This is a genomic window from Bradyrhizobium sp. Cp5.3 (genome assembly GCF_000426265.1).
GTDB lineage: Bacteria > Pseudomonadota > Alphaproteobacteria > Rhizobiales > Xanthobacteraceae > Bradyrhizobium > Bradyrhizobium neotropicale.
Genome location: NZ_AUFA01000009.1, coordinates 25,799 through 49,669, shown reverse-complemented (window position 1 = coordinate 49,669; position 23,871 = coordinate 25,799). Strand labels below are relative to the sequence as shown.

The following is a 23,871-nucleotide window of genomic DNA, read 5'->3' as shown; positions in this document are numbered from 1 at the left end:
TTGTCCCAATTTCGGAGTCATCGCCCGCCTTCGCCGGGTATGACAGTGTTACGTAAGTCTACCGCCTATCCCTAAAGGCACGCCGCGCAAGAAGTCTGCAGCCTGCATCCGCGCCTTGCCTTCGCGCTGCAGCTCGATGATGCGGATGGCGCCCTCGCCACAGGCGATGGTGAGCTGGTCGTCGAGGACGTCGCCGGGGGCGCCCGAGCCTTTCGCGAGTTCGCAGCGCAGGATCTTCACGCGTGCGTTCTCGCTCACGTCCGCAAGCTCGCTCCAGGCGCCGGGAAACGGCGACAGGCCGTGAATGTGGCGCAGCACGTCGCGTGCAGGCTTGCTCCAGTCGATCCGCGCCTCGGCCTTGTCGATCTTGGCGGCGTAGGTAACGCCGTCCTCGCTCTGCTTCTTGAGCTGGAGTCCGCCGCGTGCGAGCGCGGCCATGGCGCGCACCATCAGATCGGCGCCGAGCCGGGAAAGGCGATCGTGCAGGTCCACTGCGGTCATGTTGTCGGTGATCGCAAGACGCTCCGCCATCGCGACGTCGCCAGTGTCGAGGCCGACGTCCATCTTCATCACCATCACGCCGCTCTCGGCATCGCCGGCCATGATCGCGCGGTTGATGGGCGCCGCACCGCGCCAGCGCGGCAGCAGCGAGGCATGCAGATTGTAGCAGCCGAGCCTTGGCGCATCGAGGATCGCCTGCGGCAGGATCATGCCATAGGCGACGACGACGGCGGCCTCGGCGCCAAAGGCGCGGAATTCGTCGAGCGCTTCCTGCGTCTTCAATGTCTTCGGCGTCAGCACGGGCACGCCGAGCTTTCGCGCCGCCTCCTCGACCGGCGTCGGCTGCAATTGCAGGCCGCGCCGCCCGCCCGGCTTCGGCGCGCGGGTGTAGACGGCCGCGACCTCGTGGCCATGCGCGACGAGCTCGAGCAGCGTCGGCACGGAGAAATCTGGCGTACCCATGAAGATCAGGCGAAGGGGCATGTGGCGGCGTTTCGGTGAGAGTTCCGGTTCTCCGTCATGCCCGGGCTTGTCCCGGGCATCCACGTTCTTCGGCAAAGCAAGCAAGGCGTGGATGGCCGGGTCAAGCCCGGCCCTGACGGCGTGAGAGGACCGAGCCCTACTCACTCCGCGCGCTTGGCGGCTTTCTCGAATTTCTTGAACACGCGGTCGCGCTTGAGTTTCGACAGATAGTCGACGAACAGCACGCCGTTGAGATGGTCGATCTCGTGCTGGATGCAGGTGGCGTAGAGGCCCTCGGCGTCCTCCTCATGCACCTTGCCGTCGAGATCGATGAAACGCACACGCACCTTCGCAGGCCGCTCGACCTCCTCGTAATATTCGGGGATCGACAGGCAGCCTTCCTCGTAGACCGACAGCTCCTCGGACGAGGCGATGATCTCGGGATTGATGAAGACGCGCGGCTCGTGCTTGGTCTCGCCGTTCTCGTCGCGCTTGGCGAGGTCCATGGTGATCAGGCGCAGCGGCTGCGCGACCTGGATCGCCGCGAGGCCAATGCCGGGCGCGTCGTACATGGTCTCGAACATGTCGCCGGCAAGCTTGCGGATCTCCGGCGTGACCTTCTCGATCGGCTTGGAGACCAGACGCAACTGCTTGTCGGGCAGGATGATGATTTCTCTTAAGGCCATGGCGGCGATTTAAGCCCCGCGCGAGATGCGGTCAATGCAGCGGGGAACGCCGTTAACGCTCCGCTAACCATAAAACTTAGGGCTTCGTTAACCATAAAAATTAGGGAGGTATTAACCATAAGCGTTCCCTCTTCGTTCGCACGTCCCCGCGAATCGGCTAGAAGGGCTGGCATGAACGAGATCATTTTCATGGCTGGCGACTGGCCGGTGCGCACCATCGATGCGCTGATCGGCTTCGGCGTCCTGGTCCTCCTCCTGCTGGTGGTGATTGCCGTCGTGATCGCGCGGTCGGGGCGGCGCGGCGCGGAACTCGCGATGGCGCACGCGATCCGGGCCGACGAGCTCGAGGAGCGCCTGAGCCAGGTCCTGCACGCCCAGAGCGAGGCGTCGGGCCGAGTCGATGCCATGACTCAGGCACTGGCCGGCCGTCAGGCCGAGATGGCGCGCGCGGTCAACGAGCGGCTGGATTCGGTGACCCACCGCGTCGGCCAGTCGATGGAGCACTCGACTCGCAACACCATGGAGAGCCTGCGCGCGCTGCACGAGCGGCTCGGCATCATCGACAACGCGCACAAGAACCTCACCGACCTCACCACGCAGGTGACGACCTTGCGCGACGTGCTCGCCAATAAGCAGTCGCGCGGCGCCTTCGGCCAGGCGCGGATGGAGGCGATCGTCCAGGACGGCTTGCCGAAGGGCTCCTACGAGTTCCAGTTCACGCTCTCGACGGGAAAACGGCCGGACTGCGTGGTGTTTCTCCCGGATCAGCGGCCGCTCTGCATCGACGCCAAATTTCCGCTGGAAGCGATGACCGCGCTGCACGACGCTCGCACCGACGAGGAGCGGCGGATTGCTTCGCAGCGGCTGCGCGGCGACGTGATGAAGCATGTCAGCGACATCGCAGAAAAATATCTCGTCACCGGCGAGACCCAGGAGATGGCGCTGATGTTCGTGCCGTCGGAATCGGTCTACGCCGAGATCCATGACGGCTTCGACGACGTGATCCAGAAGGCTTATCGGGCTCGTGTCGTACTCGTGTCGCCCTCGCTTCTGATGCTGGCGATCCAGGTGATGCAGCAGATCATGAAGGATGCGCGCATGCGCGATGCCGCCGACCAGATCCGCACCGAGGTGATCAAGCTCGGCGACGATCTCGGCCGCCTGCGCGACCGCGTGCTGAAACTGCAGAAGCATTTTTCCGACGTGAACGAGGACGTGCGCCAGGTCCTGATCTCCGCCGACAAGATCGAGAAGCGGGCGGGTCGGATCGAAGAGCTCGATTTCAGCAAGACCGACACGCCGGAAGCCCCGCGCCTCGTGGCGACGGGCGCGCCCGAGCTGTTCCCGCGCAAGCTCCAGGCGGGGGAGTGATTCTCCTCTCAGATCCGGTACGCGGTCGCCCCAATTTCACTGTCGTCGCCCGGCTTGACCGGGCGAAGGCGGGGCATCCAGTACGCGGCGGCGGTCGTGATTGAGCCGAAGCGCTGGTGGGTACTGGATCGTCCGCCCCAGTGCGCAATTGCGCACAAGCCGGACGATGACACCGAGAGGGTGTTGAGAGCTTCCGCCTCACTGACTGCGTCGGGAGTCTTTTAGGCCAGAATCTGCTAACACCTCCCCATGACCGCACCCGACGCGACTTCCGGAACCGCCCCGGCAACCGCCGGCGCCGATGCCCCCGCCGCCTCCTGGCGCGACAGCCTTGCCGTGTACATGCAGCCGCGGGTGCTGATCGTGCTGTTTCTGGGCTTCTCCTCCGGTCTGCCGCTGGCGCTGTCGGGATCGACGCTGCTGGTGTGGATGCGGGAATCCGGCGTCGATCTCGGAACCATCGGGCTGTTCGCGCTGGTCGGGACGCCCTACACGCTGAAATTTTTGTGGGCGCCGCTGGTGGATGCGCTGCATGTGCCGCTGTTCACCCGCGCCTTCGGTCGCCGCCGCGGCTGGCTGTTGTTCTCGCAACTGCTGCTGATCGTCTCGATCGTCCTGCTGGCGCTGACCGATCCGGCGCGCTCGCCGTTCTACGTCGCGCTCGGCGCGCTACTGGTCGCAACGACATCGTCGACGCAGGACATCGTGGTCGATGCCTTCCGCGTCGAGAGCCTGCCCGAGAGCGAGCAGGCCGCCGGCATGGCATCCTATGTCGCAGCCTACCGCATCGGCATGCTGGTCTCGACTGCCGGAGCGCTGTTCATCGTCTCCGGCTTCGAGGGCACCGGCATTCCGAAGTCGTCCGCCTGGATGTGGGGCTATGTGGTGATGGCGGCCATGGTGCTGATCGGCACGATCACGGCGCTGGCTGCGACCGAGCCTGAGCAATCAGTGCGGGCCGAAGCGGCGACGCAGACCGAGACGGCGTTCGCGCGCGTGCTGCACGCGGCGATCGGCGCCTTCTCGGAGTTCCTGTCGCGGAAAGATGCGCTCGCCGCGCTCGCCTTCGTGGTGCTGTTCAAGTTCACCGACGCGTTCTCCGGCACCATGACCGCGCCGTTCGTGATCGACCTCGGCTTTTCCCGCAACGATTACGCGGCGATCGTGAAGGGCGTGGGCCTTGCCGCAACACTGATCGGCGGCTTTGCCGGCGGTTTCGTCGCGCGGCGCTATTCTCTGGCGACGAGCTTGTGGATCGGCGGCATGGTGCAGGCGATTGCGAACCTGTCGTTCTCCTGGCTCGCGCTGGTCGGCACCAACCAGTGGGCGCTCGCATTCGCCATCACCTGCGAGAACTTCACCAGCGCCATCGGCACGGTGATCTTCGTCGCCTACCTCTCAGCGCTGTGCCAGAACCCGCTGCACACCGCCACACAATATGCGCTGCTCACCGCGCTCGCGGCGGTGGGACGCACCTATCTCTCGTCCGGCGCGGGATTCGTCGCGAAACTGACGGGCTGGCCGCTGTTCTTCATGATCTGCGTCGTGGTCGCAGTGCCCAGCCTGATCCTGCTCGCGTATTTGCAGAAGCGCAGGCATTTCGAAACGCTGGGCCCGGTGCGGGTTTAAACTCCGCGGCCGGAGGGGTGGGCAAGGGTGCAATGCGCCGTGCCCACCATCGCACCGAGAAGTCGAAGAAGCGGTGGGCACGCTTCGCTTTGCCCACCCTACGGCAGTTCGAACCTACTGCTTCTTGATCAAGCTCCACTTCGTGATCACGGCCTCGCTCATCTGGCCGGCATCGCTGGCGCAGGCGATTTCGTCGACCTTGACCGAGATCTCCTTGCCGACGAACGACTTCAACTGCGTCGCCTGCGCATCGCTGGAGGTGACGAGCTGGAAGGTCTCGGGTCCGGTCTCGAGATTGCACAGCCCGTTCGGCGGCGGCAGACGGCGCGGCTCGGAGGTGATCTGGTACATCGCAATCCGCTTGCCGGCATTCTTGACGTCGCGCACCTTCATCGCGTTCAGCTCGCCCGAGAGCACGTCGCCGGTGTTGATCGGCTTGCCGGGCTTCGACGGCGGCGGCGCCTCGTCGTCCTGCTGCGCCGAAATGGCCGGGGTCACCAGCATCATCATCGTCGCGGCCAAAGCCAAGCGTGTGGCGAATCGTTTCGTCATGTCGTCCGTTCCGTAAAGTCTGGATTGCTAGAACAGGGTCCGCTGCCGCATCGCGGCCGATAACGTCCCCTCATCGAGATAATCAAGCTCGCCGCCAACCGGCACACCATGGGCCAGCCTGGTTACTTTTACGTTGGCGTCCTGCAAGAGGTCGGTGATGTAATGCGCGGTGGTCTGGCCGTCGACCGTCGCGTTCAGGGCAAGGATGATCTCCTGCACCTGCGCATCATGCGCACGCGCGACCAGCGCATCAATGGTGAGATCCTGCGGGCCGACGCCGTCCAGCGGCGACAATGTCGCGCCAAGCACATGATAGCGGCCCTGCGTCGCGTTGGCCCGCTCCAGTGCCCAGAGATCGGCGACATCGGCAACGACGACGATGATGGAGGGATCGCGCCGCGGATCGGTGCAGACCGTGCAGGGATTTTGCGTATCGATGTTGCCGCAGGTCTTGCAGACCTGAACCTTGTCGAGCGCGACCTGCAAGGCGCCCGACAGCGGCATCATCAGCGCTTCGCGCTTCTTGATCAGATGCAGCGCCGCGCGCCGCGCCGAGCGCGGACCGAGGCCCGGCAGCCGCGCGAGAAGCTGAACCAGCCGCTCGATTTCAGGACCTGCAACCGCGCCCATGTTATTGGCCGAACAGCCCCGGTGGCAGGCCGAGCCCGCCGGTCAAGGACTGCATCTTTTCCTGCATCGCCGTTTCCGCCTTGCGGCGGGCATCGCTCAATGCGGTGACCAGGAGGTCCTCCAGCACCTCGCGCTCTTCCGGCTTCATCAGCGAGGGATCGATCCTGACGCCCTTCACGTCCATCTTCGCGGTCATGCGCACCGCAACCAAGCCGCCGCCGGAGATGCCCTCGACCTCGACATTGCCGAGCTCCTCCTGCATCGCCTGCATCTTGGATTGCAGCTGCGCCGCCTGCTTCATCATGCCGAGAAAATCAGCCATCGGTTTCGTCCTTGGAAAGCTGGCTCAGAGATCGTCGCTGTCGGAACCGTCGACCGGATCATCACTGCCATAGTCTGAGTTAATATTGGATTCCGGCGCCTCGGGGGCAAGCCTGCGGACCTCGACGACCTTTGCACCGGGAAAGCGCGACAGCACCTCCTGCACGCGCGGATCGGCCTCGGCGGTGCGCGCATGTTCCTGCTTGGCGGCCTGGTTCACCGACCGCAGCGTCGGCTGGCCCTGCTCGTTGGAGACGATCACGGTCCAGCGGCGGCCGGTCCAAAGCTCGAACTTGCGCGCAAGCTCGGTGATCGTGGTCTTGGACGCGTTGGGCTCGAGCGCGACCTCCAGCCGGCCCTCCTCGAAACGGACGAGGCGCATGTCGCCTTCCAGCGCCCCCTTGGTCATGAGATCGCGCTTCTGGCCGGCAAGCGCGACGAGCTGGGTGAAGCTCGTGATGCGCAGCGCAGGTGCGGCACCTTGCGGATCCGGCGTGGGCGCGGCCATCTGCGGCCGGGCGCCGCCGCCGAAAGATGACGGCGACGAGGTCGGCATGCGGGCCGGCGCCGCGGAAGCAACCGGTGCAGAGGCAATCGGTGCGGCCGGCGCGCTGCGCGCGGCACTTCCGCCGCCCGCGGCCTGTGAGCCGCCGCCGTTCTGCTCCAGCATTTTGATCGCTTCGTCCGGCGTCGGCAGGTCGGCGACATAGGCGATGCGCACCAGCACCATTTCGGCGGCAGCGGCGGGCCGCGTCGCGGCCTGCACCTCGGTGATGCCCTTGAGCAGCATCTGCCACATCCGCGACAGCACGCGCATCGAGATCTTCGATGCGAAATCGCGTGCCCTCAGCCGCTCGGTCTCGCCATAGGCGACGTTGTCGGCCGTCGCCGGCACGATCTTCACGCGGGTGACGAAGTTGACGAATTCGGCAAGGTCCGAGAGCACGACGATCGGATCGGCGCCGACATCGTACTGGTCGCGGAACTCCTTGAACGCGGCCGCGATGTCACCACGCACCAGCGAATCGAAGAGGTCTATGACGCGGGTCCGGTCGGCAAGCCCCAGCATCTGCCTGACGGCATCGGCCTTCACCTGGCCGGCCGCATGCGCGATCGCCTGGTCGAGCAGCGATAGCGAATCGCGCACGGAACCTTCCGCCGCGCGGGCGATGATGCCGAGCGCCTCCGGCTCGATCTCGACGCTCTCCTTCGCCGCGATATTGGCAAGGTGCTTCATCAGCACGTCGGCCTCGACCCGGCGCAAATCGAAGCGCTGGCAGCGCGACAGAACGGTCACCGGAACCTTGCGGATCTCGGTGGTCGCGAACACGAATTTGGCGTGCTCCGGCGGCTCCTCCAGCGTCTTCAGAAACGCGTTGAAGGCCGCCGTCGACAGCATGTGGACTTCGTCGATGATGTAGACCTTGTAGCGGGCGCTGGCCGGTGCATAACGCACGCTGTCATTGATCTGGCGGACGTCGTCGACGCCGGTATGCGAGGCGGCGTCCATCTCCAGGACGTCCATGTGCCGGCTTTCCATGATCGCCTGGCAGTGCACGCCCAAGGTCGGCATGTGGATGGTCGGGCCCTTCACCGAGCCGTCCGGCATCTCGTAGTTGAGCGCCCGGGCGAGGATGCGCGCAGTGGTGGTCTTGCCGACACCGCGGACGCCGGTGAGGATCCAGGCCTGCGGGATGCGCCCGGTTTCGAACGCGTTGGAGACGGTGCGGACCACCGCCTCCTGGCCGATCAGGTCGTCGAAGCTGGAGGGACGGTATTTGCGCGCCAGCACCCGGTAGGGCGTGCCAGCCTGGCCGGCGCTGTCGGTATTGGGGGGAGCGCCAGCGTCGGTCATCGATCGATCCGCAATGAAATGTCTCTCGGCTGGCTTTTGCGGACAGAAGCGCGCGGGCGGCCACTGCCGCCAGCGCAATTCGCTCGAAAAAACAGGTAGGAGACTGACGAGCGACCCGATCCGGACCTCGTTAGGGCTGCTTCCTTCCGGACCTGACCCGGTTGGCGAGTGGCTCGTCCACCGCCAATCTCCCGATCCCTATTTGGGGCCAAAAGGACTGGAAAGCAAGCGGGTATCACCTGACAAGGGCTTGGACTTGCCCAGCATCCGGGCAATTTCCGATCTGCTCAGCCGACAGGCTGTGCTTTCGCTGCCGGTAGCGCCTTGATATGAACGATGCCGGAACTCCACCCAACCAGAAAAGCGATTGATCCCAATGGTTACACGTCGTGATGTTGCATCGATTGTCGGACTTGGTGCCGTCGGCGCGGCGGTGACCGCGGGCGCGCTGGTGTCGCCGGCTGTGGCCCAGACTGCGGCTGATCCCAATGAATCGACCTTTGCCCGCATCCGCCGCACCAAGAAGATGCGGATCGGCGCGGTCGGCGGCGGCGCGCCCTACTACATGAAGGATCTCTCCACCGGCCAGTGGAAGGGCTTTTACATCGACATCGCCAAAGCGCTCGCCGACGACATGGAGGCCGAGCTCGAGATCACCGAGACCACCTGGGGCAATTCGGTGCTCGATCTTCAGTCCAACAAGATCGACATCTTCTTCGGTCTCAACCCGACGCCGAAGCGCGCGCTGGTGGTCGACTTCTCGGTGCCGGTGTTCAACAACGCCTTCGGCATCCTCTGCAAGAAGGACTTCAAGCCGAAGACCTGGGCCGAGCTGAACTCGCCCGACATCAAGATCGCCGTCGACCAGGGCTCCTCGCACGACCAGGTCGTCAGCCGCCTGACGCCGAAGGCGCAGATCTCGCGGCTCAAGACTGCGGACGACGCCACCGCCGCGCTGCAGACCGGCCGCGTCGACGCGCAGTGCCTGATCACCATGCTGTCGCTGACCGTTCTGAAGAAGAACCCCTCGCTCGGCCAGTTCGTGCTGCCGACGCCGATCTTCGCCACCACCTCGAACGCCGGCTTCCGGCGCGAGAACGACAAGACCTGGCGCGACTACGTCAACACCTGGATCGATTTCAACAAGGGCCTCGGCTTCATCCGCAGCGCGATCCTGACCAACATGGAGCTGGTGGGCGTGACGGAGGCGGATATTCCGCCGGGCGTTTCCCTGTAAGGTGCGATGAGCGCCGCTGCCTCAACATCCTTGCTGCGCTCCCTCTGCCGCTTGCGGGAGGGGGTTGGAGTGAGGGGTGCCTCCGCAGAGAGGCTCGCAATGAGGAAAGAGCCCTCACCCGGCGATTCGCGCCGACCTCTCCCGCAAGCGGGCGAGGTGCAGCGAATGCGCGGCGCCAGTGTCCCAAGCTTTCGAGCGGTTGAGTAAAGTACGCATGTATCAGTGGGACTTCGGCATCCTCTGGAGCTATCGCTGGCTCTTCCTCAATGGGCTCGGCGTCACCGTCGGCTTCACCATCGTCATCGTCGTCTGCGGACTTCTGTTCGGCCTGCTTGGCGCCTTCGGCAGCCTGTCGCGCCTCAAAGGCGTGCGCCTGATCGCGCTCGCTTTCATCGAAGCGTTCCGCTGCACGCCGATCCTGGTGCAACTGATCTGGTTCTATTACGCGCTGCCGATCCTGGCCGGCGTCGAGATGACGCCGATCACGGCCTCGGCACTCGCGCTCTCGCTCTATGGCGGCTCGTTCTATTCAGAGATCATCCGCGGCGGCATCGTCTCGATCGACAGCGGCCAGTCGGAAGCCGGCGCCGCGCTCGGCATGACGCCGGGCCAGACCATGCGGCGCATCGTGCTGCCGCAGGCGATCAAGCGCATGATCCCGGCGCTGATGAACCAGTCGATCATCCAGTTCAAGAACACATCGCTGGTGTCCGTGCTGGCGGTGCCCGACCTCGTCTACCAGAGCCAGGTCGCCGCCCATGACAGCTACCGGCCGCTGGAGACCTATACGGCGGTCGCGGTCGCCTATGCGGCGATCCTGATTCCCCTGACCATCATCGTCCGGCGCGGCGAGAAGCGACTGGCAGTCAGCGAATGAGCGAGACGTCCAAAGATATTTGCAAGGATACTTGCAAGATCGAGATCCGCGGCTTGCGCAAGAGCTTTGGCAGCAACGAGGTCCTCAAAAGCATCAGCCTCGACGTCGCCAAGGGCGGCGTCGTGGCGCTGATCGGCCCGTCCGGCTCGGGCAAGTCGACGCTGCTCCGCTGCATCAATCTGCTGGTCGTACCCGACGGCGGCAGCGTCCGCGTCGGCGACACCCACTTCCAGTTCGGCCAGGGCACCAAGCCGCCGGACGTGAAGACACTGGCGAAATTCCGCGCCACCACCGGCATGGTGTTCCAGCACTTCAACCTGTTCCCGCACATGACGACACTCCAGAACGTGATGGAGGGACCGGTCACGGTGCGCCGCATGGCCAAGGCGGACGCCGAGAAGCTGGCGCGTGCGCAGCTCGCAAAAGTCGGACTCGCGGAGAAGGCGGACCAATATCCGGCAACACTCTCCGGCGGACAGAAGCAGCGCGTTGCGATTGCGCGCGCGCTCGCCATGGAGCCGGACGTAATGCTGTTCGACGAGGCAACCTCCGCGCTCGATCCCGAGCTGGTCGGCGAGGTGCTGAACGTCATGCAGCGGTTGGCATCCGAGGGCATGACCATGGTGATCGTGACCCACGAAATCGCCTTCGCCCGCGAGGTTGCCGAGCGCGTCGTGTTCATGCGCGACGGCGTCGTGGTCGAGGAAGGCCCGTCGCGGCAGGTGATCGATACGCCGCGCGAGGCCGCGACACGCGCGTTCCTCAGCCATTTTCACCGCACCGGCGCGCTGCCGCCGGCCAACGCGACACCATGATGCCTGATATCAATCGCGTCTATCTCGTCACCGGCGCCGCCAGCGGCATCGGCCGCGCCACGGCAAAGTTGCTGGCGGCACCCGGCACAGGCCTCCTCCTGCACACGCGCTCGAACGCGGCCGGCCTCGATGCCACCGCCGCGGACACCGAAGCGCGGGGTGTGAGTGTCGCAAAGTGCCTCGGCGACTTCGCCGAGGAGGCTGCGGCAACCGATGCCATCGCCGCCGCGCAATCCGCCTTCGGCCGGCTCGATGCGCTGATCCTGGTCGGCGGCCATGCCCGCCGCGGCAGCGCCATCGGCACGCCGCCGGACGAATTCCGCCGGGCGATGGACGAGTCCGCGCTGGCCTTCACGCGGCTGGTCGAAGCCGCGCTGCCGCTGCTGCGCGCCGGGAACGACGCGCGCATCATCGCGGTGTCCTCGTTCGTGGCGCACGCGATCCGGCCCGACTTCGCGCCGTTCGCGGCGACCGCCGCGAGCCGCTCCGCACTGGAGGCTCTGGTGCGCCTCACCGCGGTCGAGCTCGCCAAGGACGGCATCACCGTCAATGCGGTTGCGCCCGGCCTCATCCTCAAGGACAAGCCGAGCGAGAGCAGGCTGTCGCCCGAGCAGATCGCCGCGACGGAAGCGCTGATCCCGATGCGCCGCCGCGGGCGGCCGGAGGAAGTGGCCGAAATCATCGCCTTCCTGGCTTCGCCAAAAGCATCCTACGTCACCGGCCAGGTCTGGCACGTCAATGGAGGCCTGACATGACCGAAGCGATCATCGAACGGATCAGGCTGTTCCTGATCGAGAGCCCGATCAAGATGGCGCGCCTGCAGGGCGTCGGCAACGTCAAGGGCACGGTCAAGCGCGTGCTGATCGAGCTGACCGCGAGCGACGGAATTGCCGGCTGGGGCGAAGCGGCGCCATGGGAAGTGTTCACTGGCACGCCCGAGGCGGCATTTTCCGCGCTCGACATCTATTTGCGGCCGATCGTGCTGGGCAAGCCGGTCCGCCGCATCCGCGCGCTGATGGCGGAGCTCGACCGCGCGCTGGTCGGACATGCCGAGGCGAAAGTCGCGATCGAGATGGCGCTGCTCGACATCGTCGGCAAGTCGTCAGGGCTTTCGGTCGCCGATCTGCTCGGCGGCCGCGTGCGCGACACGATCCCCCTCTCCTTCTCGATCGCAGATCCGAATTTCGCCGCCGATCTCGAGCGCATGCGAAAGATGGTCCCGGACGGCAATGTCATCTACAAGGTCAAGACCGGCGTGAAGCCGCACCGCGAGGACCTCGATCATCTCGAGGCGATCCGGAAAGAATTCGGTGACCGCATCGATCTGCGCGTGGACTACAACCAGGCACTGGCGCCATTCGGCGCCATCAAGATTTTGCGCGATGTCGAGCAGTTCGCGCCGACCTTCATCGAGCAGCCGGTGCCGCGCAAATATCTCGACGTCATGGCGCAGCTCACCGCGGCGCTGGAAACGCCGGTGCTCGCCGACGAAAGCTGTTTCGATCGCCGCGACATGATGGAGGTGGCGCGCCGCGAGGCCGCCGATGCCGTCTCGATCAAGCTGATGAAGGCCGGCGGCCTGTTCGAGGCACAGGCGATCATGGCGGTCGCCGACATCGCGGGCCTGCCCGGCTATGGCGGCACGCTCTGGGAGGGCGGCATTGGGCTAGCCGCCGGGACGCAACTGATCGCGGCAACGCCCGGCATCTCGCTCGGCTGCGAATTCTACATGCCGCATCACGTGCTGACCGAGGATGTGCTCGAAGAACGTGTTGCAAACCGCGCCGGCCATGTCGTGGTGCCCGATGGCCCCGGCCTCGGCATCCGCGTCAGCGAAGCCTCGGTCCGCGCCAACGCGCGCGTGCTGGCGGAAGCGTAATTCCGTCATTCCGGGGCGCGCGCAGCGCGAGCCCGGAATCCATAACCACAGGATTGAGTTTGGCGAAGACTCGGGGTTGCCAGCTCGCGCGGTAGCAATTCCCTGGGGTTATGGATCCCCGCCTTCGCGGGGACGACGATCGAGTATGCGGTACCCGCGGAGCACCCATCCTTCCCCTGACAAACTCGGTATCGTATGGTCGGAGCCAACAAGCCCGTCCCTGTCGGGCAGTCCGGAACCCCCTTCATGCCTGAACCCGCCTGGTCGCTGCACTCCCGCCTGAAAGAAGACACCATCGACATCGGCGACCTGCCGCTGTCGAAGGTACTCGTCATCAAGGACGCCAATTACCCCTGGCTGCTGCTGGTGCCGCGGCGCCCCGACACAGTCGAGATCATCGACCTCGACGAGGTGCAGCAGGCGCAGCTGATGACGGAGATCTCCCGCGTCTCGCGCGCGCTGAAGGAGATCACCAAATGCGACAAGCTCAATGTCGCAGCGCTCGGCAACCTCGTGCCGCAGCTCCACGTCCACATCATCGCGCGCCGGACCGGCGATGCCGCCTGGCCGCGGCCGGTGTGGGGCGTGATGCCGCCCTTGGCGCATGACGCCGCAGAGGTGCAGAATTTCATCAGCGCGCTTCGCCGCAAGATCTGGTTGGGTTGAAAGAACAACAAATGTCAGCATTCGACTCGTTTCCGCTGGGGCAACCGGCGTTCGTCACCAACGTCCTCGATCGCGCCGCGCATCTGCGCCGCGATGACGAAAAGCTGTTCGCGATGGAGCAGAAGCCGTCGTCGCGCGCCTACGTCATCTACCGCGACTCCCTGCTGGTGAAGCGCGACGGCGAGCGCGTGCGCGCGCTGCTGTCGATCGACGAGGCGCTGAACTGCGGCGCCAATCCCGGCACGATCTTCCTCGGCCTGCGCGACGGCGCGGCGGTGTTCGGCATGGGCCTGTCGCAGGCGGCGGCCGAGAAGCTGGTCGGCCGCGAGGACTATACCGTCACCGAGCTGCGCGGCATGGCGATGCAGGGCGCGATCCTCCCCGACGAGCTCTCGGCGGTCGCGATGGCGAAATCGATGGTGAGCTGGCATCAGCGCCATGGCTATTGCGCCAATTGCGGCACGCGCAGCGCGATGAAGGAAGGCGGCTGGAAGCGCGAGTGCCCTGCTTGCAAGGCGGAGCATTTCCCGCGCACCGACCCGGTCGTGATCATGCTGGTCGCCTCCGGCGGCAAGTGCCTGCTCGGCCGCCAGAAGCAGTTTCCGCCGGGAATGTATTCCTGCCTCGCCGGCTTCGTCGAAGCGGCCGAGACCATCGAGGACGCCGTGCGCCGCGAAATTTTCGAGGAGTCCGGCATCCGCTGCACCGACGTCGAGTACTACATGACCCAGCCCTGGCCCTATCCGTCGTCGCTGATGATCGGCTGCAGCGCGCGGGCGCTGAACGAGGACATCGTCGTCGACCATTCGGAGCTGGAGGACGCACGCTGGGTCACGCGCGACGAGGCAGCCCTGATGCTGACGCGGACCCATCCCGATGGGCTCGCCGGCCCGCATCCCTTTGCCATCGCGCATCATCTGCTCGGGCGCTGGTTGCGCGACAAGAGCGGTGCTTGAGCGGCGACGGCCGATGGCTTCGACGGAGATCGCGCCGCGCATCCTCTGCATCGGCATTCCCGTGCGCGACCTCACCTTTCGCGTCAAGAGCATGCCCGCGCGCGGCAGCAAGGCCAACGCCAGCCACCTCACGGAAATCTGCGGCGGCAACGCGCTCAATGCCGCGATCGCGATTGCGCGGCTAGGCGGCCGCGTCGCGTTCGCAGGCCCCATGGGCGATGCACGGGAGACGTCGAGCGGCTTCATTCTCGATAGGATGGCTCAGGACGGGATCGACACCAGACACATCGTGCGCATGCCGGGCCTGACGACGCCGGTCTCGGCCATCATGATCGAGCCCTCCGGAGAGCGGACGCTCACCATCTATCGCGACCCGGCGCTGTGGACCGTGAAGCTGCCCGACGCCGATGAACTGCTCGCCGACTGCCGGGCGGTCCTGGTCGAAAGCCGCTGCGCGGCGTTCTGCAGCGATCTCTGCGCCGAGGCGCGCCGGCGCGGCATTGCCGTCATCGTCGGCGTCGACCGCGCGATGGCGCTGACCGACAGCCTGCTGACGGCCGCCTCGCATCTCCTGTTCGCCAGCGAGCAGGTGCAGGAGACCGCCGGCGTTGCCGACGACGGCGAAGCACTGAGGAGCTTGGCGAAATTGACACCGGCCTTCCTGGCCGCTACGCGCGGCCCGCGCGGCACGATCTGGCTGAACGAGGCTGGCGAGTTGGAGGAGACGCCGGCCTTCCCGGTCGAGGCCGTGGACACGCTCGGCGCCGGTGATGCCTTCCATGGCGCCTTCACGCTTCGCCTCGCCGAGCGCGGCGGTGTGCGGGAGGCGCTGCGATTCGCCGCGGCGGCGGCGGCGCTGAAATGCACCCGCTTCGGTGGTGGCCAGGCCGCCCCGCAACGTGTTGAAGTTGAAGAGCTTTTGCGTGAATGACGGGTACCAGGTTCCAGCCGGCCCGAGATTAGGGGCTTGCTAGAGAAAGATTTTCTCTATATCAGGGAAATCAGCCCCTTAAATGGAACAAAGTTCTTCAAATGACTGACCTCGCCGTCCAGATCCCTGAAACCAGCCGCCGCCTCGACGCCATCGATCGCAAGATCCTGATGGTGCTCCAGGAAGACGCCTCCCTGTCGGTTGCCGAGATCGGCGACCGGGTCGGACTATCCTCCACCCCCTGCTGGAAACGCATCCAGCGCCTGGAGGCCGACGGCGTGATCCTGAAACGGGTGGCTCTCGTCGATCAGAACAAGATCGGCCTCGGCATCTCCGTGTTCGTCTCGGTCGAGAGTTCCGATCACTCCGACGCCTGGCTGAAGAAGTTCGCCGAAGCCGTCAGCGCCATGCCCGAGGTGATGGAGTTCTACCGGATGGCCGGCGATGTCGACTACATGCTGCGCGTCGTCGTCGCGGACATGCAGAGCTATGACGTCTTCTACAAGAAGCTGATCAGCGCCGTGCCGCTGAAGAACGTCACCTCGCGCTTTGCGATGGAGAAGATCAAGTCGGTGACTGCGCTGCCGATTCCGGCGGTGGTGGCGGCTTAGGGCTCGCGCCTCACCACGCCGAAGAAGCCAGCTTTGATGCTGTCATCGTCCGCGAAGGCGGACGATCCAGTATCCCAGAGACAGCGATGGGATACGGAAAGGCCGCGGCGTACTGGATGCCCCGCCTGCGCGGGGCATGACGCAGTGTATGTGGTGACGCCGGCGCGCCTCAGATCTTCTGATTATACTCACCGACCTCGGGATGCGTGCGCAGCACGCTGTCGACCATCTCGAACATGTCACGCATGCGCTGCTCGGAGACCGGGCTCTCGACGACGACCACGAGCTCGGGCTTGTTCGAGGAAGCGCGCACCAGACCCCAGCTTCCGTCCTCGACGGTGACGCGAACGCCGTTGACGGTGACGAGATCGCGGATCGACTGCCCGCCGATCTTCGCGCCCTTCGCCTGCAAGCCTTCAAAGTGCTTCACCACGGCGTCGATGACGCCGTATTTGACCTCATCGGCGCAATGCGGCGACATCGTCGGCGACGACCACGTCTTCGGCAGCGCATCCTTCAGATCAGCCATCGACTTGCCGGGCGCGCGATCGAGCATGTCGCAGATCGCGATCGCGGAGACGAGGCCGTCGTCATAACCGCGACCGAACGGCTTGTTGAAGAAGAAGTGGCCGGATTTCTCGAAGCCTGCGAGCGCACCCATCTCGTTGGTGCGGCGCTTCATGTAGGAATGGCCGGTCTTCCAATAGGCAGTCTTCGCGCCCTGCTTCTGCAGCACCGGATCGCTGATGAAGAGCCCGGTCGACTTCACGTCGACCACGAACTGCGCATCCTTGTGGATCGCCGACATGTCGCGCGCCAGCATCACGCCGACCTTGTCGGCAAAGATCTCCTCGCCGGTGTTGTCGACGACCCCGCAGCGGTCGCCGTCACCGTCGAAGCCGAGGCCGACATCGGCCTTGTGATGCAGCACCGCATCGCGGATCGCGTGCAGCATCTCGAGATCTTCCGGGTTCGGATTGTATTTCGGGAAGGTGTGGTCGAGCTCGGTGTCGAGCGGGATCACCTCGCAGCCGATCGCCTCCAGCACCTGTGGCGCGAAGGCGCCGGCGGTGCCGTTGCCGCAGGCCGCAACCACCTTGAGCTTGCGCTTCAGCTTCGGGCGGCTGGTGAGATCGGCGATGTAGCGCGCCGGATAGTTTTCGTGGAACTGGTAGGAGCCGCCGGCCCTGTTCTTGAACTCGGCGTTGAGCACGATCTGCTTCAGCCGCGTCATCTCGTCGGGACCGAAGGTCAGCGGACGGTTCGCGCCCATCTTGACGCCGGTCCAGCCATTGTCGTTGTGGGAAGCCGTGACCATGGCGACGCAGGGCACGTCGAGATCGAACTGCGCGAAATACGCCATCGGCGTCACCGCGAGCCCGATGTCGTGCACCTTGCACCCCGCCGCCATCAGGCCCGAGATCAGCGCATATTTGATCGAGGCCGAATAGCCGCGGAAATCATGGCCGGTGACGATCTCTTGGCTGACCCCGAGCTCGGCGATCAACGCACCCAGCCCCATGCCGAGCGCCTGCACGCCCATCAGGTTGATTTCCTTGTTGAACAACCAGCGGGCGTCATACTCGCGGAAGCCCGTGGCCTTCACCATCGGCTCGGATTCGAAGGCATAGGTGTTGGGCAGCAGTGCGGGCTTCGGCTTGGGAAACATTGAGTCTATCTCGTGAAACAGAGCGAAAAATCGCTGCAGCCTTAGCGAATGCCGGGCCGCAGCGAAAGGCGGGATGGGCAGCTTATGGCCCATAATTGCGGCAGTTTGGTAACGCGCGAAGACATTACCCGCAACCGGCTGCGCCGCCCGGACACGATTAGAGGCAGGAAGTCCACATCGCCGATTGGACCTGTACGCGCGCGCTACGGCAGGCGCTCAAAGCCGCCTACTGCTCCAGCACCATCTGCCCGTTGGCGTATTCGAAACGCTTCAGGCGGGACAGGAAGGAGAGGCCGAGCAGGTTTTCCGACAGCGCCTCGTCCGGCAGCACCATGGCGTCGACGTCGCGCACGATGAGGCCGCCGACCTCTAACATGGCGATGCGGGTGCGGGCGGCCTTGATGGTGCCGTTGGCGGTAGAGACGGTCGCGTTGTAGTCGCCGCGCGAAGGCCGCAGACCGAAGCGGGCGGCCGAGGTCTCGTTCAGCGCGACCACGGAGGCGCCGGTGTCGATCATGAAGCCGATACGCTGGCCATCGATCCGGCCTTCCGTCTGGAAATGGCCGCGGGCGTCGCGGGGGATGCTGAAGCTGCGATTGCCGGCCTGCGGCGTGGATGCGAGGGCGACCGTCGTGCGCGGCGCTGACGTCGCGGACGCGGAGCTCATCTTGTCCGCCATCTGCGCCATGAATGTGCCGAGGCCGATCATGATGGCCGCGAAGATCATTATGTTACGCATCACACCACTCGGGACCGAAAGTTCGATTTCACCACGCTACGCGCCGGCCCGCGAGCACGGGCGCGGCCGAAACGGTGCCATTTTGGCGAAAAGGATGAGCGATCGGTTAATGCGGCGCCTGAATTTCACGTGCCGCGCGGCTTCGCCCGCCGCGTCGGCAGCGCGCTTGCGGGATCGTCCGGCCAGGGATGGCGCGGGTAGCGACCGCGCAGGTCCGAGCGCACCGCGCTGTAGCTGCCGCGCCAGAAGCCGGGAAGATCGCGCGTCACCTGCACCGGACGCTGTGCCGGCGACAGCAATTCCAGCACCAGCGGTACCTTGCCGGCCGCGATCGACGGATGGGTGTTGAGGCCGAACAATTCCTGCAGACGCACCGCGATGGTCGGCCCCTGCTCGGCTTCATAATCGATCGCGAGCATGGAGCCGGTCGGCGCCTCGAAATGGGTCGGCGCCTCGCGATCGAGCCGCGCGCGCAGCCCCCAGGGCAGCAGCGCCATCAACGCATCGGAGAGATCGCCGGCGGAAACATCCCTCAAGGCGATCTTGTCGTAGAGCGCCGGCACCAGCCAGTCGTCGCGCCGCGCGATCAGCCCGTCGTCAGAGAGATCGGGCCAGCTCTCGCCTTCGGCCTTGCGCAAGAACATCACGCGGTCGCGCCATTGCTTGGCGGCCTTCGACCAGGGCAGCCGGTCGAGGCCGGCGGCGATCAGCCCGTCGGCGAAAACCCGCGCGGTCGCTTCCGACGGCGAGATCGCGAGCGGCGCCTCCGACAGCGTGATCGCATGCAAGGCGCGCTTGCGCCGCGCCCGCAGCGCCATCGCGCCGCGATCGAAGGAGATCTCGTCGGCCGTCTCGATATGCTCGGCGAAATGCCGCTCGACGTCGTCCTGCGTGATCGGCGCCGCGAGCAGGATACGCCCGCTCGCCGCCGTCCCCGTCATTTCCCCGACGGCGATGTAGGGCGCGCGGGCGAGCGAAGTGGTTTGCTCGACCGCGGCGCCGCGGCCGTTGGCGAGCACGAAGCTGCCATTGCCACGGTTGCGCGCGACGCGGTCGGGGAAGGCATAGGCGAGCATCAGGCCGGTCGAGAGATCATCCTGCCCGGGCGCGGCCTTCTCTGCACCCGCCACCTGCGACGCCCAGCGTCGGGCCAGATCGCGGGCGCTCGAGGCGCGCGGCGAACGGTCACGGCGAAACTGATCGAGCCTGTGCTCGAGATCGACGCTGTCGCCGCCGAGCCCGCGCTCGGTGAGGATGGCGGCGATCTCGGCCGCCGCCTCGCCGGCGCCGGCGCGATGCGAATCCACGATCATGCGCGCGAGCCGCGGCGGCAGCGCCAGCGCGCGCAGGCTCTTGCCTTCCGCTGTGATGCGGCCGTCGCCATCGAGCGCGTTGAGCTCGGCGAGCAGGCCCTTCGCTTCCTTCCAGGCCGGCTGCGGCGGCGGATCGAGAAACGACAGCGCCGCGGGATCGGCAACGCCCCATTGCGCGAGATCGAGCACCAACGACGACAGGTCGGCGCTGAGGATTTCCGGCTGGGTGTAGGGCGCGAGCGAGGCCGTCTGCGGCTCATCCCAGAGCCGGTAGCAGACGCCGGGTTCGGTGCGGCCGGCGCGGCCGCGGCGCTGGTCCACCGCCGCGCGCGAGGCCCGCACGGTCTCGAGCCGGGTCAGGCCGATGTCGGGCTCGTAGCGCGGCACGCGGGCGAGGCCGGAATCGACGACGATGCGCACGCCTTCGATGGTGAGCGAGGTCTCCGCGATCGAGGTTGCCAGCACCACCTTGCGCGCCCCCTTGGGCGCCGGCGCAATCGCGCGGTCCTGCACGGCGGCATCGAGCGCACCGAACAGCGGCACGATCTCGGTGCTCTCATCCTGCACGCGCTCGGCGAGAAAATTCTGGGTGCGGCGGATTTCGGCCGCGCCCGGCAGGAACGCCAGCACCGAGCCGCTATCCGCGCGCAGGGCGGACGCGATCGCATCCGCCATCTGCCGCTCCACCGGCGCATCCGCCTTACGGCCGAGATAGCGCGTCTCGACGGGATAAGCGCGGCCCTCGCTCTCGACGACGGGCGCTTCCCCGAGGAGCTTTGCGACACGCGCGCCGTCGAGCGTCGCCGACATCACGAGAATGCGCAGATCCTCGCGCAGGCCGAGTTGCGCATCGCGCGCCAGTGCGAGGCCGAGATCGGCGTCGAGCGAGCGCTCGTGGAATTCGTCGAACAGGACGGCGGCCACGCCCGAGAGCTCGGGATCATCGAGGATCTGTCGGGTGAAGATGCCCTCGGTCACCACCTCGATGCGCGTTGCTCGCGAAATCTTCGAGCCGAATCGGACGCGATAACCGACGGTGTCGCCGGCGCGCTGGCCGAGCGATTTTGCCATGCGATCGGCGCTGGCGCGCGCAGCGATGCGCCGCGGCTCCAGCACGATGATCTTCTTGCCCGCGGCCCAGGGCGCATCCAGCAGCGCCAGCGGCACCCGCGTGGTCTTGCCGGCGCCTGGCGGGGCCACCAGCACGGCGGCGTTGTGCCGATCCAGCGTGCGCGACAGATCGTCGAGCACGGCGTCGATCGGGAGGGGCGTGTCGAAAGTGCGGGGCAAACGTCTCGGTCCGTCATCGTCCGCGCCTTGTGCGCCATCGCGCACTGGGCGGACGATCCAGTCAGCTCAGATCCCGGCCATTCCGAAGATCTCTTCGCACTGGATACCCTGCCTTCGCGGGGTATGACAACATTGTGTCGCTATCAGCCCTGCACCGGCGGCCGTCCGACGCTCTCATAGACGAAGCCGGCGGCGGCCATGTCCTCCGGGCGGAAGATGTTGCGGAGGTCGACGACGACGGGCTGCGCCAGGACGCTCTTCAGCCGGTCGAGGTCCAGGCCGCGGAACTGCACCCATTCGGTGACGACGACGAGCGCATCGGCACCTTGCGCGCAGGAATAAGCATCTTCGCAATAGGTGATGTTCGGCAGTTCCTGCTTGGCCTGCTCCATGCCGACGGGATCGAAGGCGCGCACCTTGGCACCCATGTCGAGCAGACCCGTCACGAGCGGGATCGACGGCGCATCGCGCATGTCGTCGGTGTCGGGCTTGAAGGTCAGGCCGAGCACGGCGATGGTCTTGCCGCGCAGCGCACCACCGAGCGCGTGGCTCACCTTGCGCGCCATCGCGCGCTTGCGGTTCTCGTTCACCGCAAGCACCGATTCGACGATGCGCAAGCTCACGTCATAGTCCTGCGCGATCTTGATCAGCGCCTTGGTGTCCTTCGGGAAGCAGGAGCCACCGAAGCCCGGACCGGCATGCAGGAATTTGGTGCCGATGCGGTTGTCAAGGCCAATGCCGCGCGCGACCTCCTGCACGTTGGCGCCGACTTTTTCGGAAAGGTCGGCGATCTCGTTGATGAAGGTGATCTTGGTCGCGAGGAACGCATTCGCCGCGTATTTGATCATCTCCGCGGTGCGGCGCGCCGTGAACATCAGCGGCGCCTGGTTCAGCGACAGCGGACGATAGATATCGCCCATCACCTTGCGGCCACGCTCGTCGGAGGTGCCGACGACGACGCGATCGGGGAATTTGAAATCGCGGATCGCCGCGCCCTCGCGCAGGAATTCGGGGTTGGAAGCGACGACGACATCGGCTTCCGGGTTGGTCTCGCGGATGATGCGCTCGACCTCGTCGCCGGTGCCGACCGGAACGGTCGATTTCGTCACCACGACGGTGAAGCCGGAGAGCGACTGCGCGATCTCGCTGGCAGCGGCGTAGACGTAGGATAGATCGGCATGGCCGTCGCCGCGGCGCGAGGGCGTACCGACCGCGATGAAGACCGCGTCGGCTTCCGCCACCGGCTTGGACAGGTCGGTGGTGAAGCTCAGGCGCTTGGCCTTGACGTTGGTCGCGACCAGCTCGTCGAGCCCGGGTTCGTAGATCGGGATCTCGCCGCGGTGGAGCGCTGTGATCTTGCCCTGATCCTTATCGACGCAGGTGACGTCGTGGCCGAAATCCGCAAAGCAGGCCCCGGATACCAGTCCGACGTAACCCGTGCCGATCATCGCGATTCGCATAGAAGACCCTGTCTGCCTTGGTTAACGGAACCCCAACTCAAGGCGGTTTTAGCATTTTCCTGATGGGAGGGACCAGAGCCCGCGTTCGGAAGCCGGCACGCGATTTGTACCGGTAAAGAAGTCGGAAACCACCAGGCCCCACACTGCCCCGGGCCCGGACAGGACCGAACCCGCGTGCGCTTCGAAAAGGGACACCATGGCACGATCAGGCACAATGGACGCGAACGGAGGCTCCAAGCACCCGGCTACCCCGCGCGTCGACTGGGTCGACTATGCCAAGGGCATCTGCATCGTCATGGTGGTGATGATGCATTCCGTGCTGGGGGTCGAGCTCGCCGCCGGCGAGACCGGGTTCATGCATGTGCTGGTGGCCTTCGCAAAGCCGTTCCGGATGCCGGATTTCTTCCTGATTTCGGGCCTGTTCCTTCCACTGGTGATCGGCCGGGACTGGCGAATCTATCTCGACCGCAAGGTCGTGCATTTCGCTTATTTTTATGTCGTCTGGGTGACAATCCAGTTCGCCTTCAAGGCGCCGGCCTTCGCCGCGGAATCGAGCTGGCGCGACGTCGGCCTGCTCTATCTGGAATCCTTCATCGAGCCCTTTGGCACGCTCTGGTTCATCTATCTGCTGCCGATCTTCTTCGTCGTCACAAAACTGACACGGCGAATCTCGCCGCTCGCGATCTGGCTCGTTGCAGCCGCGCTGGAAACGGCGCGAATCGCGACCGGCTGGACCGTGATCGACGAGTTCTGCGCGCGCTTCGTGTATTTCTATTCGGGCTATCTGTTCGCCGATTACGTCTTCGCGCTGTCCGACCGCGCACGGAAGCATCCCGCGCTAGCGCTTGCCGCGCTCGCGGCATGGGCGATCATCAACGCCGGGCTCGTCGCGCTCGGCGCGAGCGAGTGGAAGATCGTGTCGCTCATGCTCGGTTTCGCCGGCGCGTGCGCCATCATCACGATCGGCACGCTGCTCGCACGCGCCCATTGGCTGAACTTCTTGCGCTTCTGCGGCGAGCATTCGATCGTGATCTATCTCGCCTTCTTCCTGCCGATGGCCGCGACCCGAACGCTGCTGCTCCGCACCGGCGTCATTCCCGACATCGGCACGGTGTCGCTGATCGTGACCGTCGCCGGCGTGGTCGGATCGCTTGTGATCTGGCAGGTCGCACTGCGGCTCAATGCCAAATTCCTGTTCGAGCGGCCGGAAGCCTTCTGGATCGCGCCGAAGAAGGCCGGGGCAATGTTGCAGGCAGCGGAGTAGCTGCTAGCGGTCGTCGCCCGGCTTTCCGTCTTCGCTTAAGCTTCGCCGGCCCAACACCGAAAAGCCCGGCGAAGCCTTGGCGTAGCCGGGACCGGGCGACCGAGTATTCCAGAGACAGCAGTTATCGACCGACCGGCCGCGCCGTACTGGATTCCCC

Annotated in this window: 22 protein-coding genes and 1 other RNA gene; 12 read left to right on the top strand and 11 right to left on the bottom strand. The window is 65.6% G+C overall.

The genetic code is table 11. The annotated features are described in order from the left end of the window. Nucleotides 1–48: 48 nt before the first annotated feature. Nucleotides 49–984 carry a methionyl-tRNA formyltransferase gene (fmt, locus tag K289_RS0114185; RefSeq protein ID WP_027552131.1) on the bottom strand — a complete coding sequence of 312 codons (936 nt, stop codon included), beginning with the start codon at nucleotides 982–984 and terminating at the stop codon, nucleotides 49–51. A 140-nt stretch (nucleotides 985–1,124) separates the two neighbouring features. Beyond that, entirely contained in the window at nucleotides 1,125–1,649 is a 525-nt protein-coding gene (gene def / locus K289_RS0114180; protein ID WP_027552130.1) for a peptide deformylase, read from the bottom strand. Nucleotides 1,650–1,820: 171 nt separating this feature from the next. Here def and K289_RS0114175 point away from each other — a divergent pair, with 171 nt between their 5' ends. Continuing rightward, nucleotides 1,821–3,020, top strand: coding sequence for a DNA recombination protein RmuC (locus tag K289_RS0114175; RefSeq protein ID WP_027552129.1), 1,200 nt, complete (start codon nucleotides 1,821–1,823; stop codon nucleotides 3,018–3,020). Between the two features lie 249 nt (nucleotides 3,021–3,269). Next, complete coding sequence (locus K289_RS0114170) at nucleotides 3,270–4,649, top strand: MFS transporter (protein ID WP_027552128.1); 1,380 nt, start codon at nucleotides 3,270–3,272, stop codon at nucleotides 4,647–4,649. A 114-nt stretch (nucleotides 4,650–4,763) separates the two neighbouring features. On the opposite strand, the gene K289_RS0114165 is transcribed toward K289_RS0114170, so the two are convergent. The 5 genes from K289_RS0114165 to ffs all read right to left on the bottom strand — a co-directional run bounded on the left by K289_RS0114165 (nucleotide 4,764) and on the right by ffs (nucleotide 8,199). Beyond that, nucleotides 4,764–5,201, bottom strand: coding sequence for a hypothetical protein (locus tag K289_RS0114165; protein WP_027552127.1), 438 nt, complete (start codon nucleotides 5,199–5,201; stop codon nucleotides 4,764–4,766). Nucleotides 5,202–5,228: 27 nt separating this feature from the next. After that, on the bottom strand, nucleotides 5,229–5,831 hold the full coding sequence (recR, locus tag K289_RS0114160; protein ID WP_027552126.1) for a recombination mediator RecR: 603 nt from the start codon (nucleotides 5,829–5,831) through the stop codon (nucleotides 5,229–5,231). Nucleotide 5,832: 1 nt separating this feature from the next. After that, entirely contained in the window at nucleotides 5,833–6,153 is a 321-nt protein-coding gene (locus K289_RS0114155) for a YbaB/EbfC family nucleoid-associated protein (protein WP_027552125.1), read from the bottom strand. 24 nt (nucleotides 6,154–6,177) lie between these two features. Continuing rightward, nucleotides 6,178–8,007, bottom strand: a complete 1,830-nt coding sequence (locus tag K289_RS0114150; RefSeq protein WP_027552124.1) for a DNA polymerase III subunit gamma/tau — start codon at nucleotides 8,005–8,007, stop codon at nucleotides 6,178–6,180. A 95-nt stretch (nucleotides 8,008–8,102) separates the two neighbouring features. Beyond that, nucleotides 8,103–8,199: signal recognition particle sRNA small type (gene ffs / locus K289_RS48225), an RNA gene on the bottom strand. A gap of 184 nt (nucleotides 8,200–8,383) precedes the next feature. Between ffs and K289_RS0114145 the strand changes: the two genes are divergently transcribed. The 9 genes from K289_RS0114145 to K289_RS0114105 all read left to right on the top strand — a co-directional run bounded on the left by K289_RS0114145 (nucleotide 8,384) and on the right by K289_RS0114105 (nucleotide 15,979). Beyond that, nucleotides 8,384–9,244: a transporter substrate-binding domain-containing protein gene (locus K289_RS0114145; protein ID WP_027552123.1), complete on the top strand. Its 861-nt coding sequence runs from the start codon at nucleotides 8,384–8,386 to the stop codon at nucleotides 9,242–9,244. 214 nt (nucleotides 9,245–9,458) lie between these two features. Continuing rightward, nucleotides 9,459–10,121, top strand: coding sequence for an amino acid ABC transporter permease (locus K289_RS0114140; RefSeq protein ID WP_027552122.1), 663 nt, complete (start codon nucleotides 9,459–9,461; stop codon nucleotides 10,119–10,121). After that, entirely contained in the window at nucleotides 10,118–10,936 is an 819-nt protein-coding gene (locus K289_RS0114135; protein WP_027552121.1) for an amino acid ABC transporter ATP-binding protein, read from the top strand. The genes K289_RS0114140 and K289_RS0114135 overlap by 4 nt, the downstream gene beginning before the upstream one ends. After that, nucleotides 10,936–11,691 (top strand): SDR family NAD(P)-dependent oxidoreductase, encoded by a 756-nt coding sequence (locus tag K289_RS0114130; protein WP_027552120.1) that lies wholly within the window; start codon nucleotides 10,936–10,938, stop codon nucleotides 11,689–11,691. The genes K289_RS0114135 and K289_RS0114130 overlap by 1 nt, the downstream gene beginning before the upstream one ends. Beyond that, nucleotides 11,688–12,815, top strand: a complete 1,128-nt coding sequence (locus tag K289_RS0114125) for a muconate cycloisomerase family protein (RefSeq protein WP_027552119.1) — start codon at nucleotides 11,688–11,690, stop codon at nucleotides 12,813–12,815. Before K289_RS0114130 ends, K289_RS0114125 begins: the two co-directional genes overlap by 4 nt. 246 nt (nucleotides 12,816–13,061) lie before the next feature. Further along, nucleotides 13,062–13,481: an HIT family protein gene (locus K289_RS0114120; RefSeq protein ID WP_027552118.1), complete on the top strand. Its 420-nt coding sequence runs from the start codon at nucleotides 13,062–13,064 to the stop codon at nucleotides 13,479–13,481. An 11-nt stretch (nucleotides 13,482–13,492) separates the two neighbouring features. Continuing rightward, on the top strand, nucleotides 13,493–14,437 hold the full coding sequence (gene nudC / locus K289_RS0114115; protein WP_027552117.1) for an NAD(+) diphosphatase: 945 nt from the start codon (nucleotides 13,493–13,495) through the stop codon (nucleotides 14,435–14,437). Between the two features lie 13 nt (nucleotides 14,438–14,450). Then, nucleotides 14,451–15,368, top strand: coding sequence for a sugar kinase (locus tag K289_RS0114110; RefSeq protein WP_027552116.1), 918 nt, complete (start codon nucleotides 14,451–14,453; stop codon nucleotides 15,366–15,368). Nucleotides 15,369–15,469: 101 nt separating this feature from the next. Beyond that, nucleotides 15,470–15,979 (top strand): Lrp/AsnC family transcriptional regulator, encoded by a 510-nt coding sequence (locus tag K289_RS0114105; protein WP_027552115.1) that lies wholly within the window; start codon nucleotides 15,470–15,472, stop codon nucleotides 15,977–15,979. Nucleotides 15,980–16,148: 169 nt separating this feature from the next. Here K289_RS0114105 and K289_RS0114100 read toward each other — a convergent pair whose 3' ends face one another. From K289_RS0114100 to K289_RS0114085, 4 genes are all read right to left on the bottom strand, one after another. Further along, nucleotides 16,149–17,648 carry a phosphomannomutase/phosphoglucomutase gene (locus K289_RS0114100; protein WP_027552114.1) on the bottom strand — a complete coding sequence of 500 codons (1,500 nt, stop codon included), beginning with the start codon at nucleotides 17,646–17,648 and terminating at the stop codon, nucleotides 16,149–16,151. A gap of 226 nt (nucleotides 17,649–17,874) precedes the next feature. Beyond that, entirely contained in the window at nucleotides 17,875–18,387 is a 513-nt protein-coding gene (locus K289_RS0114095) for a TIGR02281 family clan AA aspartic protease (protein WP_027552113.1), read from the bottom strand. Nucleotides 18,388–18,512: 125 nt separating this feature from the next. Next, nucleotides 18,513–20,990 (bottom strand): ATP-dependent helicase HrpB, encoded by a 2,478-nt coding sequence (gene hrpB, locus K289_RS0114090; RefSeq protein WP_027552112.1) that lies wholly within the window; start codon nucleotides 20,988–20,990, stop codon nucleotides 18,513–18,515. A 143-nt stretch (nucleotides 20,991–21,133) separates the two neighbouring features. Beyond that, on the bottom strand, nucleotides 21,134–22,450 hold the full coding sequence (locus tag K289_RS0114085; protein WP_027552111.1) for a UDP-glucose/GDP-mannose dehydrogenase family protein: 1,317 nt from the start codon (nucleotides 22,448–22,450) through the stop codon (nucleotides 21,134–21,136). 214 nt (nucleotides 22,451–22,664) lie between these two features. On the opposite strand from K289_RS0114085, the gene K289_RS0114080 reads away from it, so the two are divergent. Beyond that, complete coding sequence (locus K289_RS0114080; protein ID WP_035684714.1) at nucleotides 22,665–23,714, top strand: acyltransferase family protein; 1,050 nt, start codon at nucleotides 22,665–22,667, stop codon at nucleotides 23,712–23,714. The last annotated feature ends 157 nt before the right edge of the window (nucleotides 23,715–23,871 follow it).

Coding starts and splice junctions, on each gene's coding strand:
- K289_RS0114105 (WP_027552115.1), top strand. CDS start 15,470: ATGACTGACCTCGCCGTCCAGATCCCTGAAACCAGCCGCCGCCTCGAC.
- K289_RS0114170 (WP_027552128.1), top strand. CDS start 3,270: ATGACCGCACCCGACGCGACTTCCGGAACCGCCCCGGCAACCGCCGGC.
- K289_RS0114095 (WP_027552113.1), bottom strand. CDS start 18,387: ATGCGTAACATAATGATCTTCGCGGCCATCATGATCGGCCTCGGCACA.
- K289_RS0114085 (WP_027552111.1), bottom strand. CDS start 22,450: ATGCGAATCGCGATGATCGGCACGGGTTACGTCGGACTGGTATCCGGG.
- K289_RS0114080 (WP_035684714.1), top strand. CDS start 22,665: ATGGACGCGAACGGAGGCTCCAAGCACCCGGCTACCCCGCGCGTCGAC.
- K289_RS0114140 (WP_027552122.1), top strand. CDS start 9,459: ATGTATCAGTGGGACTTCGGCATCCTCTGGAGCTATCGCTGGCTCTTC.
- K289_RS0114155 (WP_027552125.1), bottom strand. CDS start 6,153: ATGGCTGATTTTCTCGGCATGATGAAGCAGGCGGCGCAGCTGCAATCC.
- K289_RS0114130 (WP_027552120.1), top strand. CDS start 10,936: ATGCCTGATATCAATCGCGTCTATCTCGTCACCGGCGCCGCCAGCGGC.
- K289_RS0114175 (WP_027552129.1), top strand. CDS start 1,821: ATGAACGAGATCATTTTCATGGCTGGCGACTGGCCGGTGCGCACCATC.
- K289_RS0114125 (WP_027552119.1), top strand. CDS start 11,688: ATGACCGAAGCGATCATCGAACGGATCAGGCTGTTCCTGATCGAGAGC.
- K289_RS0114145 (WP_027552123.1), top strand. CDS start 8,384: ATGGTTACACGTCGTGATGTTGCATCGATTGTCGGACTTGGTGCCGTC.
- K289_RS0114165 (WP_027552127.1), bottom strand. CDS start 5,201: ATGACGAAACGATTCGCCACACGCTTGGCTTTGGCCGCGACGATGATG.
- fmt (WP_027552131.1), bottom strand. CDS start 984: ATGCCCCTTCGCCTGATCTTCATGGGTACGCCAGATTTCTCCGTGCCG.
- K289_RS0114120 (WP_027552118.1), top strand. CDS start 13,062: ATGCCTGAACCCGCCTGGTCGCTGCACTCCCGCCTGAAAGAAGACACC.
- K289_RS0114110 (WP_027552116.1), top strand. CDS start 14,451: ATGGCTTCGACGGAGATCGCGCCGCGCATCCTCTGCATCGGCATTCCC.
- recR (WP_027552126.1), bottom strand. CDS start 5,831: ATGGGCGCGGTTGCAGGTCCTGAAATCGAGCGGCTGGTTCAGCTTCTC.
- def (WP_027552130.1), bottom strand. CDS start 1,649: ATGGCCTTAAGAGAAATCATCATCCTGCCCGACAAGCAGTTGCGTCTG.
- K289_RS0114150 (WP_027552124.1), bottom strand. CDS start 8,007: ATGACCGACGCTGGCGCTCCCCCCAATACCGACAGCGCCGGCCAGGCT.
- K289_RS0114100 (WP_027552114.1), bottom strand. CDS start 17,648: ATGTTTCCCAAGCCGAAGCCCGCACTGCTGCCCAACACCTATGCCTTC.
- K289_RS0114135 (WP_027552121.1), top strand. CDS start 10,118: ATGAGCGAGACGTCCAAAGATATTTGCAAGGATACTTGCAAGATCGAG.
- nudC (WP_027552117.1), top strand. CDS start 13,493: ATGTCAGCATTCGACTCGTTTCCGCTGGGGCAACCGGCGTTCGTCACC.